The organism is Denitrobaculum tricleocarpae, assembly GCF_007004665.1.
Taxonomy (GTDB): Bacteria; Pseudomonadota; Alphaproteobacteria; order Kiloniellales; family Kiloniellaceae; genus Denitrobaculum; species Denitrobaculum tricleocarpae.
In genome coordinates this window covers 1,009,269-1,028,572 of sequence record NZ_ML660052.1, presented here as the reverse complement: position 1 = coordinate 1,028,572, position 19,304 = coordinate 1,009,269, and the positions used below count along the sequence as shown (strand labels likewise).

General features: G+C 60.6%; 16 protein-coding genes. 11 read left to right on the top strand and 5 right to left on the bottom strand.

Annotation, left to right across the window (positions count from 1 at the left end; translation table 11 throughout):
• The first annotated feature begins 152 nt into the window (after positions 1-152).
• Positions 153-1,133: an L-threonylcarbamoyladenylate synthase gene (locus tag FKG95_RS04725; protein WP_142895121.1), complete on the top strand. Its 981-nt coding sequence runs from the start codon at positions 153-155 to the stop codon at positions 1,131-1,133.
• 56 nt (positions 1,134-1,189) lie between these two features.
• Positions 1,190-2,638, top strand: coding sequence for an FAD-binding oxidoreductase (locus tag FKG95_RS04720; protein ID WP_142895120.1), 1,449 nt, complete (start codon positions 1,190-1,192; stop codon positions 2,636-2,638).
• Positions 2,639-2,661: 23 nt separating this feature from the next.
• Here the strand turns inward: FKG95_RS04720 and FKG95_RS04715 are convergent, their stop codons facing one another.
• The 3 genes from FKG95_RS04715 to FKG95_RS04705 all read right to left on the bottom strand — a co-directional run bounded on the left by FKG95_RS04715 (position 2,662) and on the right by FKG95_RS04705 (position 6,148).
• On the bottom strand, positions 2,662-3,957 hold the full coding sequence (locus FKG95_RS04715) for a HupE/UreJ family protein (RefSeq protein ID WP_142895119.1): 1,296 nt from the start codon (positions 3,955-3,957) through the stop codon (positions 2,662-2,664).
• A 13-nt stretch (positions 3,958-3,970) separates the two neighbouring features.
• Entirely contained in the window at positions 3,971-4,900 is a 930-nt protein-coding gene (locus FKG95_RS04710; protein WP_142895118.1) for an MBL fold metallo-hydrolase, read from the bottom strand.
• 228 nt (positions 4,901-5,128) lie between these two features.
• A complete protein-coding gene (locus FKG95_RS04705) occupies positions 5,129-6,148 on the bottom strand; it encodes a LacI family DNA-binding transcriptional regulator (RefSeq protein WP_142895117.1) in 1,020 nt (339 codons plus the stop codon).
• A gap of 254 nt (positions 6,149-6,402) precedes the next feature.
• On the opposite strand from FKG95_RS04705, the gene FKG95_RS04700 reads away from it, so the two are divergent.
• The 8 genes from FKG95_RS04700 to FKG95_RS04665 all read left to right on the top strand — a co-directional run bounded on the left by FKG95_RS04700 (position 6,403) and on the right by FKG95_RS04665 (position 14,432).
• On the top strand, positions 6,403-6,717 hold the full coding sequence (locus FKG95_RS04700) for a hypothetical protein (RefSeq protein ID WP_142895116.1): 315 nt from the start codon (positions 6,403-6,405) through the stop codon (positions 6,715-6,717).
• Between the two features lie 58 nt (positions 6,718-6,775).
• Positions 6,776-7,948, top strand: coding sequence for a TRAP transporter substrate-binding protein (locus tag FKG95_RS04695; protein ID WP_142895115.1), 1,173 nt, complete (start codon positions 6,776-6,778; stop codon positions 7,946-7,948).
• Positions 7,949-8,074: 126 nt separating this feature from the next.
• Positions 8,075-8,590, top strand: coding sequence for a TRAP transporter small permease (locus FKG95_RS04690; RefSeq protein WP_142895114.1), 516 nt, complete (start codon positions 8,075-8,077; stop codon positions 8,588-8,590).
• A gap of 10 nt (positions 8,591-8,600) precedes the next feature.
• Positions 8,601-9,911: a TRAP transporter large permease gene (locus FKG95_RS04685; RefSeq protein WP_142895113.1), complete on the top strand. Its 1,311-nt coding sequence runs from the start codon at positions 8,601-8,603 to the stop codon at positions 9,909-9,911.
• A gap of 78 nt (positions 9,912-9,989) precedes the next feature.
• Entirely contained in the window at positions 9,990-11,321 is a 1,332-nt protein-coding gene (gene hisD, locus FKG95_RS04680) for a histidinol dehydrogenase (protein ID WP_281281418.1), read from the top strand.
• Positions 11,322-11,346: 25 nt separating this feature from the next.
• Positions 11,347-12,123 carry an SDR family NAD(P)-dependent oxidoreductase gene (locus FKG95_RS04675; RefSeq protein WP_142895112.1) on the top strand — a complete coding sequence of 259 codons (777 nt, stop codon included), beginning with the start codon at positions 11,347-11,349 and terminating at the stop codon, positions 12,121-12,123.
• A gap of 25 nt (positions 12,124-12,148) precedes the next feature.
• Entirely contained in the window at positions 12,149-13,147 is a 999-nt protein-coding gene (locus FKG95_RS04670; RefSeq protein WP_142895111.1) for an alcohol dehydrogenase catalytic domain-containing protein, read from the top strand.
• 145 nt (positions 13,148-13,292) lie between these two features.
• Complete coding sequence (locus FKG95_RS04665; protein WP_142895110.1) at positions 13,293-14,432, top strand: zinc-dependent alcohol dehydrogenase family protein; 1,140 nt, start codon at positions 13,293-13,295, stop codon at positions 14,430-14,432.
• A 33-nt stretch (positions 14,433-14,465) separates the two neighbouring features.
• Here FKG95_RS04665 and FKG95_RS04660 read toward each other — a convergent pair whose 3' ends face one another.
• Entirely contained in the window at positions 14,466-15,779 is a 1,314-nt protein-coding gene (locus tag FKG95_RS04660; RefSeq protein ID WP_142895109.1) for a sensor histidine kinase, read from the bottom strand.
• A 564-nt stretch (positions 15,780-16,343) separates the two neighbouring features.
• Here FKG95_RS04660 and FKG95_RS04655 point away from each other — a divergent pair.
• Positions 16,344-18,131 (top strand): acyl-CoA dehydrogenase C-terminal domain-containing protein, encoded by a 1,788-nt coding sequence (locus FKG95_RS04655; protein WP_142895108.1) that lies wholly within the window; start codon positions 16,344-16,346, stop codon positions 18,129-18,131.
• A 36-nt stretch (positions 18,132-18,167) separates the two neighbouring features.
• Here FKG95_RS04655 and FKG95_RS04650 read toward each other — a convergent pair whose 3' ends face one another.
• On the bottom strand, positions 18,168-19,268 hold the full coding sequence (locus FKG95_RS04650; protein ID WP_179953926.1) for an aminotransferase class V-fold PLP-dependent enzyme: 1,101 nt from the start codon (positions 19,266-19,268) through the stop codon (positions 18,168-18,170).
• Positions 19,269-19,304: the final 36 nt, after the last annotated feature.

Here is a 19,304-nt window from a genome sequence, read left to right as displayed (position 1 = left end):
GTTAACATTTTGCAGGTGCGAAATGTGTCGTCAAGGCGGCAGAGCAAGGTTTGAGAATAAATCCCGCTCCCGCCGCCACTTTTAGGGGAATCACACCGGAAAGGACGGCATACCTTTTGACCTGCCAAAGCTTTTGACTAGACTGCGCCGCCATGTCCCAGGAGCCCACACACCGCCTTGCAGGCCGTATCCTGACGCCCGATGCCGAAGCCTACCGAGCTGCCGCAGACCTGCTGCAGGCCGGTGAGGTCGTCGCCTTTCCGACCGAGACCGTTTACGGGCTGGGGGCGGATGCCACCAACGACCGGGCCGTGGCGCGCATTTTCGAGACCAAGGGACGGCCAAGTTTCAATCCGCTGATCGTACATTTCGAGACCCTGGAAGCCGCCGCCCGTGAGGTGGAGATCAACCCCTGGGCCGAAGCGCTCGCGGAGGCCTTCTGGCCCGGCCCGCTGACTCTGGTGCTTCCGCGAAAAGCGGACTCGCGGATTTCTCTCCTCTGCAGCGCCGGTCTGCCCAGCCTCGCCGTCAGGGTGCCCCGGCACGAAATCGGGCAAAATCTGTTGCATGCGGTGCAGCGGCCTCTTGCGGCCCCCAGCGCAAACGCCTCGGGCAGGATCAGCCCGACCTCCGCCATCCACGTGGCGGCATCGCTCGGCGAGCGGGTTCCCTTGATCCTCGACGGTGGCGCCTGCGAGGTGGGGCTGGAATCCACCGTGATCGATCTCTCCGGCCCGCGGCCGGTTATCCTGCGGCCCGGCGGCATTACCCGGGCGCAGCTGGAGGCGGTGCTCGGAACAGTGGACGAAGCCACAGCCGACAGCGACATCAAATCGCCGGGCATGATGACCAGCCACTACGCCCCTTCCCTGCCGATCCGGCTCGGCGCGACCTCCGTCAACGCGAACGAAGCACTGTTGGCCTTCGGCCCAAAGCCGCTCGAAGGGGCCGCCGTCACCGTGAACCTCAGCGCAAGTGGGGACCTTACAGAAGCGGCGGCAAGTCTTTTTAACCACCTGCATCGCCTGGACCGCGAAAAACTGGCGGGAATCGCCGTCATGCCGGTGCCGGAACAGGGCCTGGGAATCGCCATCAACGACCGTTTGGCCCGAGCCGCGGCACCTCGTCACTAGAACCTGGTGCGCATCAGGACTGGCCCCGCGTGCCTGAAGGCACTAAATTCCAAGCCATGAACACAGAAGCTCCAAAACAGACATCCGATGGTCGTCTTGGCGACTTCCTGGCGGAAATCGAAGCCGTCGTCGGCGCCAAAGCCATTCTGACGGCCGCCGAGGATCTCGCGCCGCATCTGCAGGAAATGCGTGGCCTCTATCTGGGCGATGCGCCCTGCGTGATCAAACCGGCCTCGACTGAAGAGGTCGCGGCCGTTGTGGAGATTTGCGCCAAATATGAAATGGCTGTGGTTCCGCAGGGCGGGAACACAGGCCTGGTCGGCGGCGGGATTCCCATCACCTCGGACAAAGCGATTGTCCTGAGCCTCTCGCGGATGAATGCGATCCGGGAAATCGACGCCACCAATTACACCATGACCGTGGAAGCGGGCTGTATCCTGCAAAACATCCAGGCGGCGGCAGATAACGCCGACCGGCTCTTCCCGCTCAGCCTGGGCGCGGAAGGCACCTGTCAGATCGGCGGGAACCTGAGCACCAATGCGGGTGGCATCAATGTGCTGCGCTACGGCAACGCCCGGGATCTTGTCTTAGGGCTGGAGGTTGTCCTGCCCGACGGACAGATCTGGCATGGACTGCGCGGCCTGCGCAAGGACAACACCGGCTACGATATGAAGCACCTTTTCGTCGGCGGCGAAGGCACACTGGGGATCATTACAGCCGCTGTCCTGAAGCTTTTCGCCAAACCGCGGGACAAGGTCACGGCCTTTGCAGCCGTGCCCAATCCCGCTGCCGCTGTCGAGCTGCTGGGACGCTGCCGGACCCTTTCCGGTGAAGCCGTCAGCAGCTTCGAGATCATCCCCCGGATCAGCATCGACAGCTCGGTCAAACACATCGCGGGCGTCACCGATCCTCTGGAGCAACCCCACGACTGGTACGTCCTGGTCGACCTGGTGGCCGGTATCGAAGACGGCAGCCTGTCAGAGACCATGATGACCATCCTCTCGGAAGCCTTCGAGGAAGAGCTGGTGCTGGATGCGACCGTTGCCGCCAGTGAAGCCCAGGCGGCGGCCCTGTGGCGGATCCGCGAGGCCATGGTCGAGGCGCAGAAACACGAAGGCGGCTCGATCAAGCATGATGTTTCGGTGCCGATCTCACGGGTGCCCGAGTTCCTGGAGCGCGCAATGGCCGCGGTCAGCGAACGCATTCCCGGCATCCGGCCCGTGCCTTTCGGCCATATCGGCGACGGCAACATTCACTTCAATCTCAGCCAGCCGGTGGGGGCTGACAAGGCGGCCTACCTCGCGCGCTGGGACGAGATGAACGAAATCGTTCATGACATCGTCGTCGAACTGGGCGGCTCGATCAGCGCCGAGCACGGCATCGGCCGCCTTAAGGTTCAATCCAACGCGCACTACAAGTCCACGGTGGAAATAGAGATGATGAAAAAGATCAAAGCCGCGCTGGATCCCGCGGGCATCATGAACCCGCACAAGGTCGTGGACTGAAAATCTACCTGAGGCATGACATTTTAAAGAGCGCCGAAGAAGAGGACAGTACGCTCCCCGATCCAAATCGCGGCAAAACCGATGCAGGGCAACGCCAGGCCAAAGCGGACCATATGGACTTTCGCGGGCAGGTACCTGGCCAGCGCCCAGAGGCTCGGCCAGATGACCAGCGCAATTGCGACCTGACCGATCTCGACCCCCAGGTTAAAGGCCAGCAGGCTCTGCCAGATATTGGGCGCGTCCAGCTTCAGGATCTCGCGCAGCACGAAGGAAAAACCCAGACCGTGCAGCAACCCGATCAGGGTTGTGACAAGGATCGTGCTTTTGAATTGCTTCTCGCCGATGGCGATAATGGCGGCATAGACGATCGAGAGCGCAATGCCGATCTCCACCAGCGGTACGAACCAGGCGGCCTGCGGCACGAAGCCGAAAAATCCAAGAGCCAGTGTCACACTGTGTCCCAGGGTGAAACCGGTGATCCGCCACAGCAAATCCTTGATCAGGCGTGCGCCCAAGACCAGGCAAATGACGAAGAGAACGTGGTCCGCCCCCTCCAGAATATGCCGCACCCCTTCATAGACAAATGTGAGCACTGCATCGAAGAGCGAATGGGAAACTTCGATCGGTTCCGACAACAGGCCGCGAACCCGGAAAATTAAAGGATCTCCCGTTCCATGAACCAGGAGCAGATTGGCGGTATCCTCCTGCCCCGAAAGTCCCGGGTTCAGTGAACTCCCGATCGTGTAATCACCCAGACCGGCTGGCGTCCGATAGATAATCTCGGCATCGATAACGGTGTCGCCGACATAGGCGACTTCAAAATCAGCCGGATAGATCTCTCCATCCAATGCACTGTCGGCTTCATCCAAGGTGGCAAAGGGCACCTGCTTGAGGGCAGGATAAGCGCGCAGCCGCCCCAGTTCCGGGACAAGCGTCTTGCCCCCGCTCCGGATAACATGACCCTCGCCGATCAGCGTGGCCAGACCGTCCGGATCTCGCCGCAATGCGTCCGCGTCCAGATAGTGGACCAGCATCCCGTCCTCGGTAACGTTGGTCGTGTAAGGCGCCGGCGTGCGCGAACCATCCGCCTGCTCCGGCCCCAGTTTGTCAGCGACCAGATAAGCCATGGGCAGACGGATCAGAACCCGCAGGTCTTCCGCGCGTTCTTCGACATGAATGATGCGGATATTGACGTTGAGGTTGAAGTGGGCGGCTGCGGTGCCCGCCAATCCTATGAGGACCGAAAACAACGTAACGAAGCGGGCAACGCGCCAACCGAATCCCCCGCTTTTTACAAAGCCGACCAAGGCAAAAGCCACTGCGGTTCCCGGATCAGTTTTTGACCATGTTGTTCGAACCGAAGTAGTACACGTGACCCGACTTGCCTTCAAGGTCCGCCGCCGCGATCTCGATCGACGGCTTGTCCAACATGGTGTTCTCGTGGGTTTCCACCCACTCGGTCGCCGGTTGCAGCGTCGAGGTGAAGAAAGTCGTCTCCGGCACGAGATAGTGATGCGGAATAGCGATCTTGGCACCCACCTTGGCTACGACAGAGTCCGCCTGCTCATAATCGAGAATGTGCTTGGACCCGTCGACGGGAACGAAGACGACATCCACCTGCCCGATCTGGTCCCAGACCTTCTGCGGCGGGTTCGGACGGTTGTCGCCCCACATCAGGAACTTCATACCGCCGGTCTCGATCACGAACAGGGTGTTGTCGAAGTGACGCGCATTCGTCGGCGGGCAGACATCGTCCCGGCCTTCAAACTGTTTGACCGCTTCCGTCCAGGCGACGGTGCCCGGCGCGACGCATTGATGCTTGTCGGCAATCCCGGTGATCTTGACATCACCCAGTTCGAAACTGCCCGCCATGCGGTCGAGCAGCATATTCGCGTCCAGCTTGTCGATGGCATCATGATCGAAGTGCGCATGGGTCGACATCCCTATGTCGACCTCGACCTTCGGGAAATCCATGCGGTACCAGAGGCCCCAGGCCCCGGAGGGGTCGTTGCGCCAGGGATCGACCATCACCGTGATGCCGCGCGGTGAAGTGATCTGAAAGGCCGAGTTGCTGTAGAAAGCCACGCCGACCTTGCCGCTGTCGGCCTGAACGCCGCCCTCGTTCTGAACCTGGATGATCCGGTTATGGTTCTTGCCCGATTTCCAGGTCTCCAGGCCGGTGCCCAAGGCCGAGAGGGCGCCGACGGAAACCCCGGTCACGACGATGGCGCCGATGGCACCAAGTTTCAGTTTATCTCTCATAGTCCCCCACTCCCTTGCTCCGCGTCTTTATTAGACGACGCAACCCTGGTCTGCCGTTCGCGGCGAGTCGCGGCCGCTTGGTAACGCCCCCCGGGGATTGGCAGTTTGTCCTCGGACTTCGCAGTTCGCCATTCAACCGTCCACGGCTGAACAGACCCAGCCTCGCAGAGTGTGATTTTTTTTCAAGCGTTCACTCCCAATACCGAGGCGAGGCTTATCAACTTCACGTTACTTTTGCCGGCCTGGCGGCGCCGTGGTTCCACGCACGATCAGCCCGACCTCCAGCTCGGTTGAATCCGGCATGGGGACGTCGCCCAGCCGCGCAAGGAGATACTCGGCTGCCCGGCGGCCCATCTCGCCGGCAGGAACATGCAGAGTCGTCAGAGAAGGTTGAAGGTGGGATGTCAGCGGCAGATCATCAAAGCCGGTGATCGATATGTCCCGGGGTACTGAGACACCGCGCGCCTGGCACTCCAGTAATGCCCCCAGGGCCAGTACATCGTTGCCGCAGATCACCGCGGTCGGCGGGACATCCTGGGCCAGAAGTTGACGCATGGCACTGCGGCCTTCTGAGACGTCGTAAGGCTTTTCAATGTAATACTCCGGCAGTAACGCGAGGCCTCGTTCCTCCAAGGCTTCTCGCACACCGGCAGCACGTTCGCTGGCGCGGTCATTGCCGCCGGTGATCCCGGCGATCATTGCAACCGCGCTGTGTCCGATGTCGATCAGATAGCTGGCGGCACGTCTGGCGGCCAGACGGTTGTCGAAGCCGACGCAGGGCTTGGCGCCCGAGCGGTCGAACGCCCAGGTGTGAACGTAGGGCAGTCCCTTTTTATCAAGGCGCTCATAGATTTTTGGCGAATGCATGCAGCCGACCAGCAACAGCGCATCGACGCCGCGTGTCAGAAGCGCATCGACCTGACGGACCTCGTCTTCCAGATCGTAATCGAAGCTGGCAAGCAGGAGCGTGAAGCTATCAGCGTGCAGACGCCGCTGAAAAGACTGAACCCCGCGGGCGAAGATCGCGTTGTCGAACGTTGGAATGACCGCCCCGATCGTATGGGTGCGCTGCGACGCCAGAGCCCGCGCCGCGCCATGCGGCACATACCCCAGCGCGGCAATCGCGGCCTCGATCTTTTCCTTGCGCAGCGGCCGGACGAGATCCGGCATGTTGAGATAGCGTGACACGCTGGCCGTGGAGACCCCCGCCTCACGGGCAACATCTTCGAGAGTCGGAGCTTTTTTCATCGGTCTTCGTAAGCGCTTTCTTTCTTTTTCTCGATTGTTGCATTTTTCTGTTCGAGATGAATTTTTCAAATACACCTGTATTTTTCTAAGTTTAAGCGATTTTTCAGCGAGGATTCGTGATAAACGCCGATTCTATGGGCTTGACTCTGAAATAACAACGGTGCTCTAGTTTAAAAAAATGTAAGCGCTTACATTATAAAACACAGAATCGGACGCTTTCTTTTGCGAACCGGATCAGCCTTGGAGGGATTTCAATGTCGAGTCAGGACATCACAGGCAGCACACAAGACAGCAGGCCAGATGCCGGGCAAGAATCTGGGCCGGGCCTTGGTTCTGGCGCAGGCCCCTCAAAAAACAAAGCACCCGGACAAAAAGCAGGGCGTTGGGCGCTTTTGGGGTCAGCGGGCTTTTTTGGCCTCTACGCCCTGAATGTGCTGAGCGGAAAGATCGCCAGCGTCACCGACATGCAAAGTCTTATCAATCTCGGCGATGTGGGGGAATTCGTCACCCTCTTCGCCGCCGCTATCTGCTTTGTCGTCGCGACCTTGCGGCGTGAAGCGGCCAACTGACCCGAAGACCTCCTCGAACAGGCGACGGGTCCAAAAATAACTCTCAGGGAGCAAACTCATGTCCAACGAAAAATCACCTCAATCAGGACAAAAACAGGAAACACCGCGCTCTGTCGAGCGGCGGCGGTTCCTGGAAACCGCCGGCAAGTTCGGTTTCACCACCGCTCTGGTCGCCGGCGCCGCCGGGACGCTGATGTCCTCGGACGCCCTGGCACAGACCGCCAAGGAAGAAGCCGAACGCAAGAAAGCCGCCAAGCATACCATGACCATTGCGACGGCCTACATTCTGGGCGCCTCGCGCAGCTATCCGATCATGCAGCTGGACTTCAAAGAGAACATCCAGAACACAACGAACGGCGAGATCTACGTGAAGCTCGCACCCGGCGGTCAGCTCGGTGCCGGTGGTGCGCTGGCGCAAAAGGTTCAGGCCGGTACCATCCAGGCCGCACAACACTCCCTCTCCAACTTCGCGCCCTTCGCCCCCGCGGTCGATCTGATCAACGTTCCCTACTGGTGCGGCGAGAACCAGAAGTTCATCAACCTGGTGACCTCTGACACCTGGAAGAACGAGATCAATCCCAAGGTCGAAGCCAAAGGCTTCAAGCCACTCTGGTACGTTTGCATCGATCCCCGTGTCGTGGCCCTGCGTCAGGGCATCGAAGGCCCGATCAAGACACCGGAACAGATGACGGGCATCAAGTTCCGCGTGCCCGGCTCGAAGATCCTGCAGCAATTCTATCGCCTGCTCGGTGCCAACCCGACACCGGTGGCCTGGGGCGAAACGCCTTCCGCCATCAAGCAGGGTGTCGCCGATGCCCTGGATCCCTCGGTGGAAGCCCTTCACGTCTTCGGCTTCAAGGACGTGCTCTCCTGGGTGACCTTCAACCGTTCGGTCCCCGATGCACAGGTCTACTCCTGTAATCTGGAATGGTTCAACGCACTGCCCGGCGACCTTCAGGAAAAGGTTGAGTTCGCCAGCGACATCACTTCGCAGCAGAACCTGGCCAAAGTCCCCGGCGCACGTGCCTATGCCATGTCAGAGCTCTCCAAGGCAGGCGTGCAGTTCTACGCGCCGAACGAAACCGAGATGGAGCAGTGGGTGGCGAAAGCAGGCCACCAGCTTTCGGACTGGGACGCGACCAAGACGGAACTGGCCGGATCCATAGCAACCTTCGACAAGTTGCTGGAGGCCGCCAACACACCAGGCCGTCTCTACGTCCACGACGTCTAGCGCGGTCTTTGCACGCGCGGCCGGTGACTTTGCCTCCCGTGGGTCCTCTCGCGGGTCCTCCTGCGCAGAGGTGAGCCACCGGCCGGCCTTCTTTGAGACCCGCCTTCTTTGCGAAAAGAAACAGCTATGAACGGCTTCTTGAAAAAACTGGATCGCAACGGCGAACGCTGGCTTTTGCTGATCTTCTACTCGACGATCGTTGTCACGATCGCGATGGAGGTCATCCGCCGTTTCACGCTCAGCTACTCCTCCATCTGGGGAGAAGAGATCGCCCGCTATGCCTTTATCTATCTGGCATGGATCGGTGCCTCGGCTGCCGTTCGGGAGCGCGCCCATATCCGGATCGATGTCTTGCTGCATTACCTGCCGCCGCGCGGGAAAGCCGCCGTCTATCTCTTTGGCGACTTCGCAACCCTGATCCTCGCGGTGCTTGCCATTTACTGGTCGCTGGAAACCCTTCAGGTCTCATTGAAGTTCGGCTCAGTCACCCACGGCTTGCGGATCAGCCAGGCCTGGTTCCTGGCCGCTGTTCCTCTGGGCTTTTCCATGATGCTGTTCCGTCTCCTGCAGTCCATCCGGCGTGATCTCATCGATCTGCGCCAGGGACGCGCGGTGTTCGACGGCAACCGTCTGTTTGATTGAGGTCAGATTTATGTATCAGCTCTATCAACAGCAGGTGGCTCTGGATCTTGGGTGGGAGTTCTACGTCCCCCTCCTGGGTATGATCCTTTTGATCGCCCTCGCCGTGCCGGTCTGGGTGGCGTTGGGGCTCGGCGCGGTGGCGATGCTGGTCCTGACCGAAACCCTGCCCCTCTCTCTACTGGGTGAATCACTTTTCGACGGAATTGACGCCTTCGCCCTGATCGCCGTGCCGCTCTTCATTCTGACCGGTGACGTTCTGGTGCGCACCGGGCTCTCAAACAAACTCCTGGATATTGCCGAGGCCACGGCGGGTGGTTTCAAGACCGGCTTCGGCACTGCAACCGTCTTGGGTTGCGGCTTCTTTGCCTGCATCTCCGGCTCTGACGCAGCCGGTGCCGCCGCCGTCGGGCGCATGACCATCGACCGCCTCACGGAACAGGGCTACCCAAAGCCCTACGCCTGCGCGCTGGTGGCCTCCGGTGCCTGCACCGGCATTCTGATTCCGCCGTCCATCGCCTACATCATCATCGGTCTGGTGCTGGGCGTATCGGCCTCGACCTTGTTTCTGGCGGCAGCGGTCCCCGGCGTCATGGTCATGCTCTCCATCATGCTGACCAACATCGTGATGAACCGCATTCACCGCTTCGAAAATGCCGAAATGGGCTTTTCCCTGCAGCGCTGGCTGAAGTCGATCTACGAAGGGCGTTTCGCTCTGCTCGTTCCCATCGTGATCCTGGGCGGGATCTATTCGGGCATCTTCACGCCCACGGAGGCCGCAGCCGTGGCCGTCGTCACCACCATCATCATCGGCCTTTTTCAGGGCACCATCAGCCTCTCGGACTTTCCCAAGATGCTGGAGAGTTCCGCCAAGGTAAACGGCGTGATCCTGCCGATCATCGCGCTGTCCCTGCCTCTCGCCCAGACCCTCGCCGCGCTTCAGGTCCCGCAGGGCTTCGTGCAGGGCATGACCTCCCTGACCGACAGCACCGTGCTGCTGACCCTGATCATGATCGGAATTCTGATCCTGGCGGGCTGCGTCATGGAGACCACACCGAACATCGTCATTCTCTCGCCGATCCTTTTGCCTCTGGCGCGGGAGATCGGGATGGACGATATTCACTTCTGTATCATGATGGTCACGGCCCTGGGCGTCGGCTTTATCACGCCGCCACTCGGACTAAATCTCTTTGTGGTGTCTGGGCTGACCGGTACTTCGGTCCTGAGTATCGCGGCGCGCGCGGGACCCTACGTTATCGCAATGCTGAGTGTCGTGCTGATGCTCGCGTTTATACCGGAACTCTCGCTCTGGGCCCTGGATTAGAGCAAAACGAAATCCAGCCCGACGACCAGCGAGTTGTTCCAGACCTTGTACATCTTGAAGATATAGGAGAACCAAACCGTGTCCGCTAAAGATCCTTTGGCCAATTACCCCCAAGCCGAATACCTCAAAAAGGCTGAAATGACCTCCGCGACAGGTGAGGCGGATGTGCGCGATCTGGTTGCGGGCATGTTGCGTGAGATCGAGGAAGGCGGCGAAGCCAAGGCCATCGAGTACACCCGCAAGTTCGACAAGTGGGAAGGCGATATCCTGGTTCCCCAGGACGTGATCGATGCCGCCGCGGAAAAGGTCCCGCAGCGCCTCAAGGACGATCTGCAGTTCGCCCACGACCGGGTTCAGGGCTTTGCCCAGGCACAGCTCGCCAGCATGAGCGAGTTCGAGACAGAGCTGTCCCCCGGCCTTTTCGCGGGTCAGAAACTGATCCCGGTTCAGACCGCGGGCTGCTATATCCCGGGCGGCCGCTATTCCCACGTCGCCTCGGCCATTATGAGCGTGACCACCGCGAAGGTCGCGGGCGTCGACAACGTCATCGCCTGCTCGCCCCCCAACCGGGACGGCGGCGTGCATCCGGCGATCCTCTATACCTTAAAGCTCGCCGGCGTGGACCAGGTTCTGGCCCTGGGCGGCGTGCAGGGCATCGCGGCCATGGCCTTCGGCCTCTTCACCGGCCACAAGGCCGACATTCTTGCCGGGCCGGGCAATCAGTATGTCGCGGAAGCCAAGCGCCTGCTGTTCGGGCGCGTCGGTATCGACATGTTCGCCGGCCCCACGGAGATCCTGGTGATTTCGGACGAGAATGCCGATCCCTGGATCGTCGCGACCGATCTGGCCGGACAGGCCGAGCACGGCCCCAACAGCCCGGCCTGGCTGATTTCCACTTCCCGCGAGCACGCCGAGGAAGTCATGCGCCTGATGCCCGACGCCATTGAGTCACTGCCCGAACCCAACCGGACCTCGGCACGGAATGCCTGGCGCGACTACGGCGAAGTCATCGTGACCCCGAGCCGCGAGGAAGCGGTCAAGATCAGCGACGACTACGCCGCCGAACATCTGCAGGTTCAGGCCGATGATCCGCAGTGGTGGCTGGATAACCTGCGCAACTACGGCTCGTTGTTCCTGGGCGAAGAGACCACGGTTTCCTTCGGCGACAAGACGTCCGGCACCAATCACATCCTGCCCACCAAGGGCGCGGCCCGTTACACCGGCGGCCTCTCGGTCAGCAAGTTCATCAAGACGGTCACATATCAGCGCTCGACCCGTGACGCCAACCGGGATGTGGCCGCCGTGACGGCACGGATTTCGCGTCTGGAAGGCATGGAAGGTCATGCCCGCAGCGGCGACGTCCGTCTGGCCAAGTACTTCCCGGATGAAGACTTCGAGCTGAGTGCGTGAAGACGTCGATGATGGGAAGCGCAGTATGACGGCGGCGAATCTCTCCGCCTTCGATCTGACCGGAGAGGTCGCACTCTGTACGGGTGCGACCTCGGGGATCGGACGGCGCATGGCATGGGCCCTGGCCCAGGCCGGCGCCGACGTCATCCTGCTGGGCCGCCGCCAGGAACAGCTGGAGTCCGCCAAAGCCGAAATCGAAGCCGCGAATGCAGGCCGAGCGGTTATTCTGGCCGCCGACCTTGCACAACACGCGGACTTCACTGATCTGGTGAAAGAAGCTGGTGCGGCCTTTGGAGCGCCCACCGCTCTGGTAAATGCGGCAGGGATCAATCTGCGCGAAGCCCCGGACGACATCACACCGGAAAGCTGGGACCTGACCCTGAAGCTCAACCTCACGGTGCCCTTCTTTCTCGCCCGCGCCTGTGTTCCGGCCATGCGCGCGGCACAGCATGGCAGCATCATCAACATCGCCTCGCTTCAGTCTTTCCGTGCGTTTCCGAACTGCAGCGCCTATGGCGCCTCGAAGGGCGGCATCGCACAGCTGACCCGGGCCATGGCGGAAGCCTGGTCCGCCGACGGGATCACCGCCAATGCCATCGCCCCCGGATTTTTTCCGACCGAACTCACCGAAGCCGTCTTTGCCGACCCGGAACGGGCCGCGCACAATGCCGGGCAGACGGCGATGGGCCGGAACGGAAAGCTCGAGGATCTGGACGGCATCACGGTTTTTCTGGCCTCACAAGCCGCCCGCTATATCACCGGACAGGTCATCAACGTGGACGGCGGCTTTACGGCCAAGTAGGAAAAGACCCCAATAGGACAAGAAGATGAAAGCATTGGTCTACACGGCTCCCGAAACCCTGATTTACCGGGACGAAACAGATCCACTGGCGGGTGATGGCGAGTGCCTGGTCAAGATCGATGCCGTCGGGATCTGCGGCTCCGACATGCACGCCTTCAAGGGCCACGACCAGCGCAGACCGGCGCCTTTGATCCTGGGCCACGAAGCCAGCGGCGTGGTGATCGAGGGTGGCACAAAAGGGCGGCGCGTCGTCATCAACCCCCTGGTCAGCTGCGGCCAGTGTTCGCTCTGCCTCTCCGGACGCATCAATCTTTGTCCCAACCGCCAGATCATCTCCATGCAGCCGCGGCAGGGCGCCTTTGCCGAGATGATCACTATCCCGGAACGCAACCTGATCGATATTCCGGAAGGCATGGACAGTGCGAAGGCCGCCCTGGCGGAACCGATCGCGACCGCCCTGCATGGCGTGCTCCTGGCCGCCAAGGCAAGCGACCGGCCACTGTGCGAGGTCAAAGCGCTGGTTCTGGGCGGCGGCGCCGTCGGCCTCTCGGCGGCCCTGGTCCTCTGCAGTCATGGCTGCCGGCAAATTCAGCTTGGCGACACCAATCCGCTGCGCCGGCAAACCGCCGAAGCACAGGATATCGGCGAGGTCTATGATCCGATTTCCGGCCCGTTCCCGGACGAAAACTCCATCGATGTGGTGATCGACGCCGTGGGCAGCGGCGCAACCCGCGCCGCAGCTCTCGCCGCCGTGCGGCCCGGCGGAACCGTCGTGCATATCGGCCTGCAAGACAGCAAGGAGGGGATCGACATCCGGAAAATCACCCTGCAGGAAATCGCGTTTATCGGCAGCTATACCTATAGCATGGTCGATTTCCGGGCGACGGTGGCAGCCATGCAGAGCGGCGCCCTGGGCAAACTCGACTGGATCGAACAGCGCCCGTTGTCGGAAGGCGCCATGGCCTTCGAGGATCTCAGCAAGGGTGCGACAGCTGCCGCCAAGATCGTTCTTCGCCCCTCGTGAAGCGCTGATATCTGTGCGTCACAACAGGCTATCTCCCTCGCCTGCATGTGATTAAACTGCCCGCACTCGACTCCGTACCGACTGAGACGAGCGCACAAAAATAAGAGAGAAGGTTGCGCACCGCGCTGCCTGCGAGGGAGACACAATGAAAATCAAAGCCGCGGTTTTGCATGCCCTGGGCACGGCCCAACCCTATGCCGAGACCAAGCCCCTGACCATCGAAGAGGTTGAACTCGCGCCGCCCGGGCCCGGCGAAGTTCTGATTGAGGTCAAGGCGGCCGGTCTTTGCCATTCCGACCTCTCGGTTATCAACGGCAGCCGTCCCCGTCCAATGCCCATGGTCATCGGCCATGAGGCCGCAGGCGTGGTGGCGGAATGCGGTCCGGGTGTCGACGACCTGAAAGCGGGCGACAAGGTGGTCATGGTCTTCGTGCCGAGCTGCGGGAGCTGTCTGCCCTGCGCGGAAGGCCGGCCTGCGCTTTGCGAGCCCGGCGCAGAAACCAACACGGCTGGGACTCTGCTCTCGGGCGCGCGGCGCCTGGAACGGACAAGCGCTCCTGCAGACCCGCTTTTGCACCACCACATGGGTGTTTCCGCCTTTGCCGAGTATGCGGTGGTTTCACGCCGCTCACTGATCAAGGTCGATGACGAGGAACTCAGTCATGAAGAAGCCGCGCTCTTCGGCTGCGCGGTCCTGACAGGTGTGGGCGCGGTCGTCAACACGGCGCAGGTGCCGCCAGGCAGCAGCGTCGCGGTGCTCGGGCTTGGCGGCGTCGGTCTCAACGCCCTCCTCGGTGCCAGACTCTCCGGCGCCCGTCACATCGTCGCCCTGGATCTGCAGGAGAGTAAACTCGCCCTGGCCAGCGAACTGGGGGCGACAGGTACGGTCAACGCCGCAGATCCCAACGCCATCGAGGCCGTCAAGGATATGACCGGCGGGGGTGTCGACTTCGCATTTGAACTGGCCGGTTCGGTCAAGGCCATGGAACAGGCCTACCGGATAACCAGGCGCGGCGGCACCACGGTCAGCGCCGGCCTGCCGCACCCGGACCATCGCTGGGAGCTGCAGCATGTGAACATGGTCGCTGAAGAACGCACGATCAAAGGCAGCTATATAGGTTCCTGCGTGCCGATGCGCGACATACCGCGTTACATCGAGCTCTATCGCCGCGGTCAGCTACCCGTCGACCGTTTGATGAGCGATGTCATCGCGCTTGAGGAAATCAACAGCGGCTTCGACCGGCTTGCGGCGGGAAAGACGGTGCGGCAGGTCATCAGGTTTTGATCCGGCAAGCGAAGACAGCCTGGCACGAAGAGCTTAAAGAACCGTCATCCGGTCGGCTGGAAGACGCACTCTCACGGTCGTTCCCTGCCCCGATTGGCTCTCAATCTCCAAGGTTCCCTTGTGCAGCTCGACGAGGGTTTTACTCAAGGGCAAACCCAGGCCGACACCCTGACGGCTCCGCGTCGCGACACTCTCGACCTGCCGGAAAGGCTCAAGAGCGACCTTGATATCGGATTGACTCATTCCGACACCGCTGTCCGTCACCGAGATCTCGAGATCGTCGTTTTCGAGAAGATGCGCACGAATGATGACGGACGCGCCCGAGGGTGAAAACTTGATTGCGTTCGTCATCAGATTGACAATGACCTGCTTCATTTTCAGAGGATCGGCGTAGAGTATGGGCAGGCCCTCATCGAGCGAAGCCCGCAAACGCACGTCGCTCCGCGTCGCCTGCTCTCTGACAAGACTGATGGAGGCCTCTACCAGTGCGCTGACCTCGACCGCTTCAGGATGCAGTTCGCCGTGGCCTGATTCAAAACGCGAAAGATCGAGAACGTCGTTGATCAGATCGAGCAGATGGCGCGCGGAGCTGTGTATGTCGCTGGCATAGGCCGGAAATTTCTCCACGCCCTTTGGCCCCAGCAACCCGTCTTTCATGATCTCCGAAAAACCCAGGATGGCATTGAGGGGCGTACGCAACTCGTGGCTCACGCTGGCCAGAAACTCGGACTTCGAGCGGCTCGCGCGCTCTGCGGTTTCCTTGGCAAGACGAAGTTCGAACTCGTTGCGCGTGCGCTCCATGGCAATACCGGTCAGGCGCGCCGCCGTCATCACCTCCTCCAGCTCAGATGTAGAGGGGACGTGCTTCTCTTCATGATAAACCGCAAAGGTGCCGAGCAAATCACCTGTCATTGCAAAGATGGGCTGACACCAACAGGCCCGCAGTTCTGCCTCTACAGCCTTAGAATCAGCGGCAGCCCATTGGGCATCAGCCGCGATGTCTTCGATCACGACACGCCGTCTCGTATAGGCGGACACCGCACAGCAGTGTCCGCTCGGTCCAACCTTGAGTCCGTTAATGGCGGAGACGTACCAGTCCGCGACGCTCGGCGCGGCCAGATGACGCAGTGTCAGTTCTTCGGAGTCGAGCGCCATGATTGCACATCGCATACCCGCATAGAGCCCTTCGACCTTGCCTATGATGGCTTCCAAGGAGAGCTGCAGCGGCGCGCCGGTGGCCAGCAGTTCGAGGACGGTGTTCCAGTCCTGGCGACTCGCAGTCTCCTCGCCGGACGCACGCTCCGCCGTCGCCTTATTGGCCCCCGTCTGATTCAGGGCGTCCGCCATCTTCCTCGACCTCAAACTCAAGTACTACATCAGGCTCCCTCCCCAAAAACCGGAGGATGACCCTTCGTTCTTTTTTCACCCCGGAAGGATCATACTCTGGCTTCAGCGCAAGCCGACCAAACCGCACCTTACACCTGCATCTACGGTTCAATTCGCCCGGCAGGGCCGAAATTTCGACCCGGCGTCAAACAGACACAACGGTGTTAGTTTTCACACAAATGATTGTATTAACAAATCGTAAAGGAAGCGTTAATGCGCCGCTCGAATTAGCACACCCATAATTGATAAAAAATCAAAAATTCTCTAGCATTATTAGACAAAATTCAGATCCGGATAACGTTTAAACCCTGTGCTGTTGTTAATAATTGACCGCTCAAAACCGTCTCACTCTCTTTCCAGCCTGCTGACAGTGGAACTTCACGCCGAGAGTTGCTAAATCAATAGGCTCGGGGAGCAAAAAACAGCCTGCCTTGCGCGCAGGATTGCCCGGCCAAAATGAATAAGAACGGACGCCTTCCTCTGAATGTGCAACCGAATTCAGAGCAAAGTTCCTAGGGAGAGAACATGACCTATACCGCCCCACTCGATGACATGCGATTCGTACTCGACGAAATCGCCGGTTTGTCTGAGATCGCCGGAATGCCGGGGTATGAAGATGCAACACCGGATCTCGTTGACGCCGTGCTGGGCGAAGCGGGCCGGTTGGCCAACGAGGTGCTCGCGCCCCTGAACCACAGCGGGGACCGGGAAGGATTGGGCTTCGAAAACGGGGTGGTCCGGACTCCAAAGGGATTCCGCGAGGCTTATCAGCAATATGTGGAGAGCGGCTGGAACTCCCTGCCCTTTGACCCGGATTATGGCGGACAGGGATTGCCCTGGGCGCTCTCGACCGCAGTAACAGAAATGTGGAACGCGGCCAATATGAGCTTTGCGCTCTGCCCGCTCCTCAATCAGGGTGCCGTCGATCTGCTCGAGACCCATGCGACGGAAGAACAGAAGCAAACCTATCTCACAAAGCTGATTTCCGGTGAGTGGACCGGCACCATGAACCTGACCGAGCCGCAGGCCGGATCAGACGTCGGGGCTTTGAAGACCAAGGCCGAGCGGAACGGTGACCACTACCTGATCACCGGCCAGAAAATCTATATCACCTGGGGCGAACACGACTATACGGACAACATCGTCCATCTTGTTCTGGCCCGCTTGCCGGATGCGCCTGCCGGAACCAAAGGCATCAGCCTTTTCATCGTTCCCAAATTTCTGGTCAATGCCGACGGCACGGCCGGACCACGAAACGATCTGCGCTGCGTCTCGCTTGAGCACAAGCTTGGTGTTCATGCGTCGCCGACCTGCGTCATGGCCTACGGCGACAATGGCGGCGCCGTCGGATATCTGGTGGGAGAAGAGAACAACGGCATGGCCTGCATGTTCACCATGATGAACAACGCACGGCTCGCGGTCGGCATGCAGGGGGTCGCCATAGCGGACCGCGCCTATCAGCAGGCAACCGCCTTTGCGCGGGACCGTGTGCAAAGCCGCGCCATCGGCAGCAGCGACCCAAAAGCGACCGCGATCATTCAGCATCCGGACGTCCGGCGCATGCTCATGACCATGCGCGCCGGCACCGAGGCCATGCGTTGTATCGCCTATCTCAACGCCGCCGAAATTGACCGTGCCCATCGACACCCCGACGCGACCGTCCGCGCAAAGAGCGACGCCCGGGCCAACCTCTTGACCCCAATCACCAAAGGTTGGGCGACGGAGCTGGGCTGCAACCTCACTTCGCTCGGCGTGCAAATTCACGGCGGCATGGGCTTCATTGAGGAAACCGGCGCGGCGCAGCACTACCGGGATGCTCGGATTTTGCCGATCTACGAGGGCACCACGGGCATTCAGGCGCTCGACCTGCTCACGCGCAAGCTGTTGCGTGACGGCGGCGAAACGGCCCGCGGCCTGATCGAGGAAATGCTGGAGACACTGGCGCAGGTATCGGCAAGCGAGGATACGCGCGTCTCCACCCTCGCGGCGCCGACAATCGAACAGATCCGTTCGTTAGCGAAATCGACCGAATCTCTGCTGAAAACAGGGGCTGAAGATATGGTGACCGCAGCCGCGGCCGCCACGCCCTATCTCAATCTCTTCGGAACCGTTGTTGGCGGTTGGCTGCTCTGCAAGTCTGCACTGACAGCCAGCGCGAAACTCGCCAGCGGCGAGGGCAATAGCCTGTTCTATGATGCCAAAATCAAGACTGCCCGCTTTTATCTCGACAACATCCTGCCCCAGGCCAGTGGTTATGCGGCGGCGATCGAGGGCGCCGAAAGCGTGATGGCAATGGACGAGGCACAGTTTTAAGCCCTCGCGCGGCGCGGCGGGAGCCGACTACCGGTTTTACAGAATGGGTCGCACCCGCTCTAAAAACCGCGCGATGTCGTTTTGGTCGACAAAGGCATGAACCGAGAGCCGGATGCGGCCGTCGTCACCCCAGACAAGGATTTTCTCGCTGGCCAGAGTCTGCATAATCCTCTCGCAATCGGCATGCGCAAAGGCGATGCTGCCGGCCCGCGCCGCCTCGGATTCCGGTGTAAGAACCTCTGTGCCCAGCGCAACAAGCTCCCGACGCAGATCGCCGCCCAGTGCCCGGGCATTGGCAGCGATCCTGTCGATGCCGATCCCCGATAGATAGTCTAAGGACCTGCGCATGAGATAGACGTCAAGATGGTTCGGATTGCCGACTTCCGCACGTTCCGCAGTCTCGAGAAGATGGTAACTCCCCGGCAGTTCGCCCTCTGTCGCCGAATTCCAGCCAACACCCAAGGGCTCGAAACCAGGTCGACGTGCGCGGTTCCAGATCAAGATGCCTGTGTGAGTCGAGAGCAGCCACTTGTAACCACAACTCACGACAAAATCGCTGTGCCGGGCATCGACCGGCACAACACCGAGCGCGTGACTGGCATCGATCATGAGTGCGGTCTGCCGGTCGCTCATTGCCTTCGAAAGCCGCGCAACATCGATCTGCTGTCCGGTCAGATAGCTGACCTGGCTGACCAGCAGCAAACGCGTACTTGAATCGCAGACGTCGACCAGGTCATCGATCTCAATGAGACCGTTTTTGGAAGGCACCATTCTAACCTGCACTCCGAGTTTTTCGAGGCGCGCCAATCCATAGCGCCCAGAGGCAAATTCTGCTGCCGGCGTGACCACCGAGTCACCGGCCCGCCAGTCGATCGAGGAAATGACCCGGGAAATTCCCTCGGACGCACTCCCGGTCAAGGCGATGTCTTCCGGTGTCATACCGACAAGCTGACCCAGTTGCGCCCGCACCTCTTCCGCAACCTGCCAGTGACGGCGGTAACCGTTCTGACCATCTGCCTTGTCACGGGCAAAGTCTTCGAAAGCATCCCTGTGTGTTTTTAGCAGCGGCGGTTCACCACCGGTCGCCAAATGGGTCACGCCCTCCAATCCGATGAAATCGCTTTTATCCGCCAGCATCTGCATCTCCATCAACGCGCCTTCAACAGCCTAGGA

Excerpts from the sequence above, each read along its gene's own strand:
- FKG95_RS04725 (WP_142895121.1), top strand. The coding sequence starts at position 153 with ATGTCCCAGGAGCCCACACACCGCCTTGCAGGCCGTATCCTGACGCCC.
- FKG95_RS04720 (WP_142895120.1), top strand. The coding sequence starts at position 1,190 with ATGAACACAGAAGCTCCAAAACAGACATCCGATGGTCGTCTTGGCGAC.
- FKG95_RS04710 (WP_142895118.1), bottom strand. The coding sequence starts at position 4,900 with ATGAGAGATAAACTGAAACTTGGTGCCATCGGCGCCATCGTCGTGACC.
- FKG95_RS04705 (WP_142895117.1), bottom strand. The coding sequence starts at position 6,148 with ATGAAAAAAGCTCCGACTCTCGAAGATGTTGCCCGTGAGGCGGGGGTC.
- FKG95_RS04700 (WP_142895116.1), top strand. The coding sequence starts at position 6,403 with ATGTCGAGTCAGGACATCACAGGCAGCACACAAGACAGCAGGCCAGAT.
- FKG95_RS04695 (WP_142895115.1), top strand. The coding sequence starts at position 6,776 with ATGTCCAACGAAAAATCACCTCAATCAGGACAAAAACAGGAAACACCG.
- FKG95_RS04690 (WP_142895114.1), top strand. The coding sequence starts at position 8,075 with ATGAACGGCTTCTTGAAAAAACTGGATCGCAACGGCGAACGCTGGCTT.
- FKG95_RS04685 (WP_142895113.1), top strand. The coding sequence starts at position 8,601 with ATGTATCAGCTCTATCAACAGCAGGTGGCTCTGGATCTTGGGTGGGAG.
- FKG95_RS04675 (WP_142895112.1), top strand. The coding sequence starts at position 11,347 with ATGACGGCGGCGAATCTCTCCGCCTTCGATCTGACCGGAGAGGTCGCA.
- FKG95_RS04670 (WP_142895111.1), top strand. The coding sequence starts at position 12,149 with ATGAAAGCATTGGTCTACACGGCTCCCGAAACCCTGATTTACCGGGAC.
- FKG95_RS04665 (WP_142895110.1), top strand. The coding sequence starts at position 13,293 with ATGAAAATCAAAGCCGCGGTTTTGCATGCCCTGGGCACGGCCCAACCC.
- FKG95_RS04660 (WP_142895109.1), bottom strand. The coding sequence starts at position 15,779 with ATGGCGGACGCCCTGAATCAGACGGGGGCCAATAAGGCGACGGCGGAG.
- FKG95_RS04655 (WP_142895108.1), top strand. The coding sequence starts at position 16,344 with ATGACCTATACCGCCCCACTCGATGACATGCGATTCGTACTCGACGAA.
- FKG95_RS04650 (WP_179953926.1), bottom strand. The coding sequence starts at position 19,268 with ATGCTGGCGGATAAAAGCGATTTCATCGGATTGGAGGGCGTGACCCAT.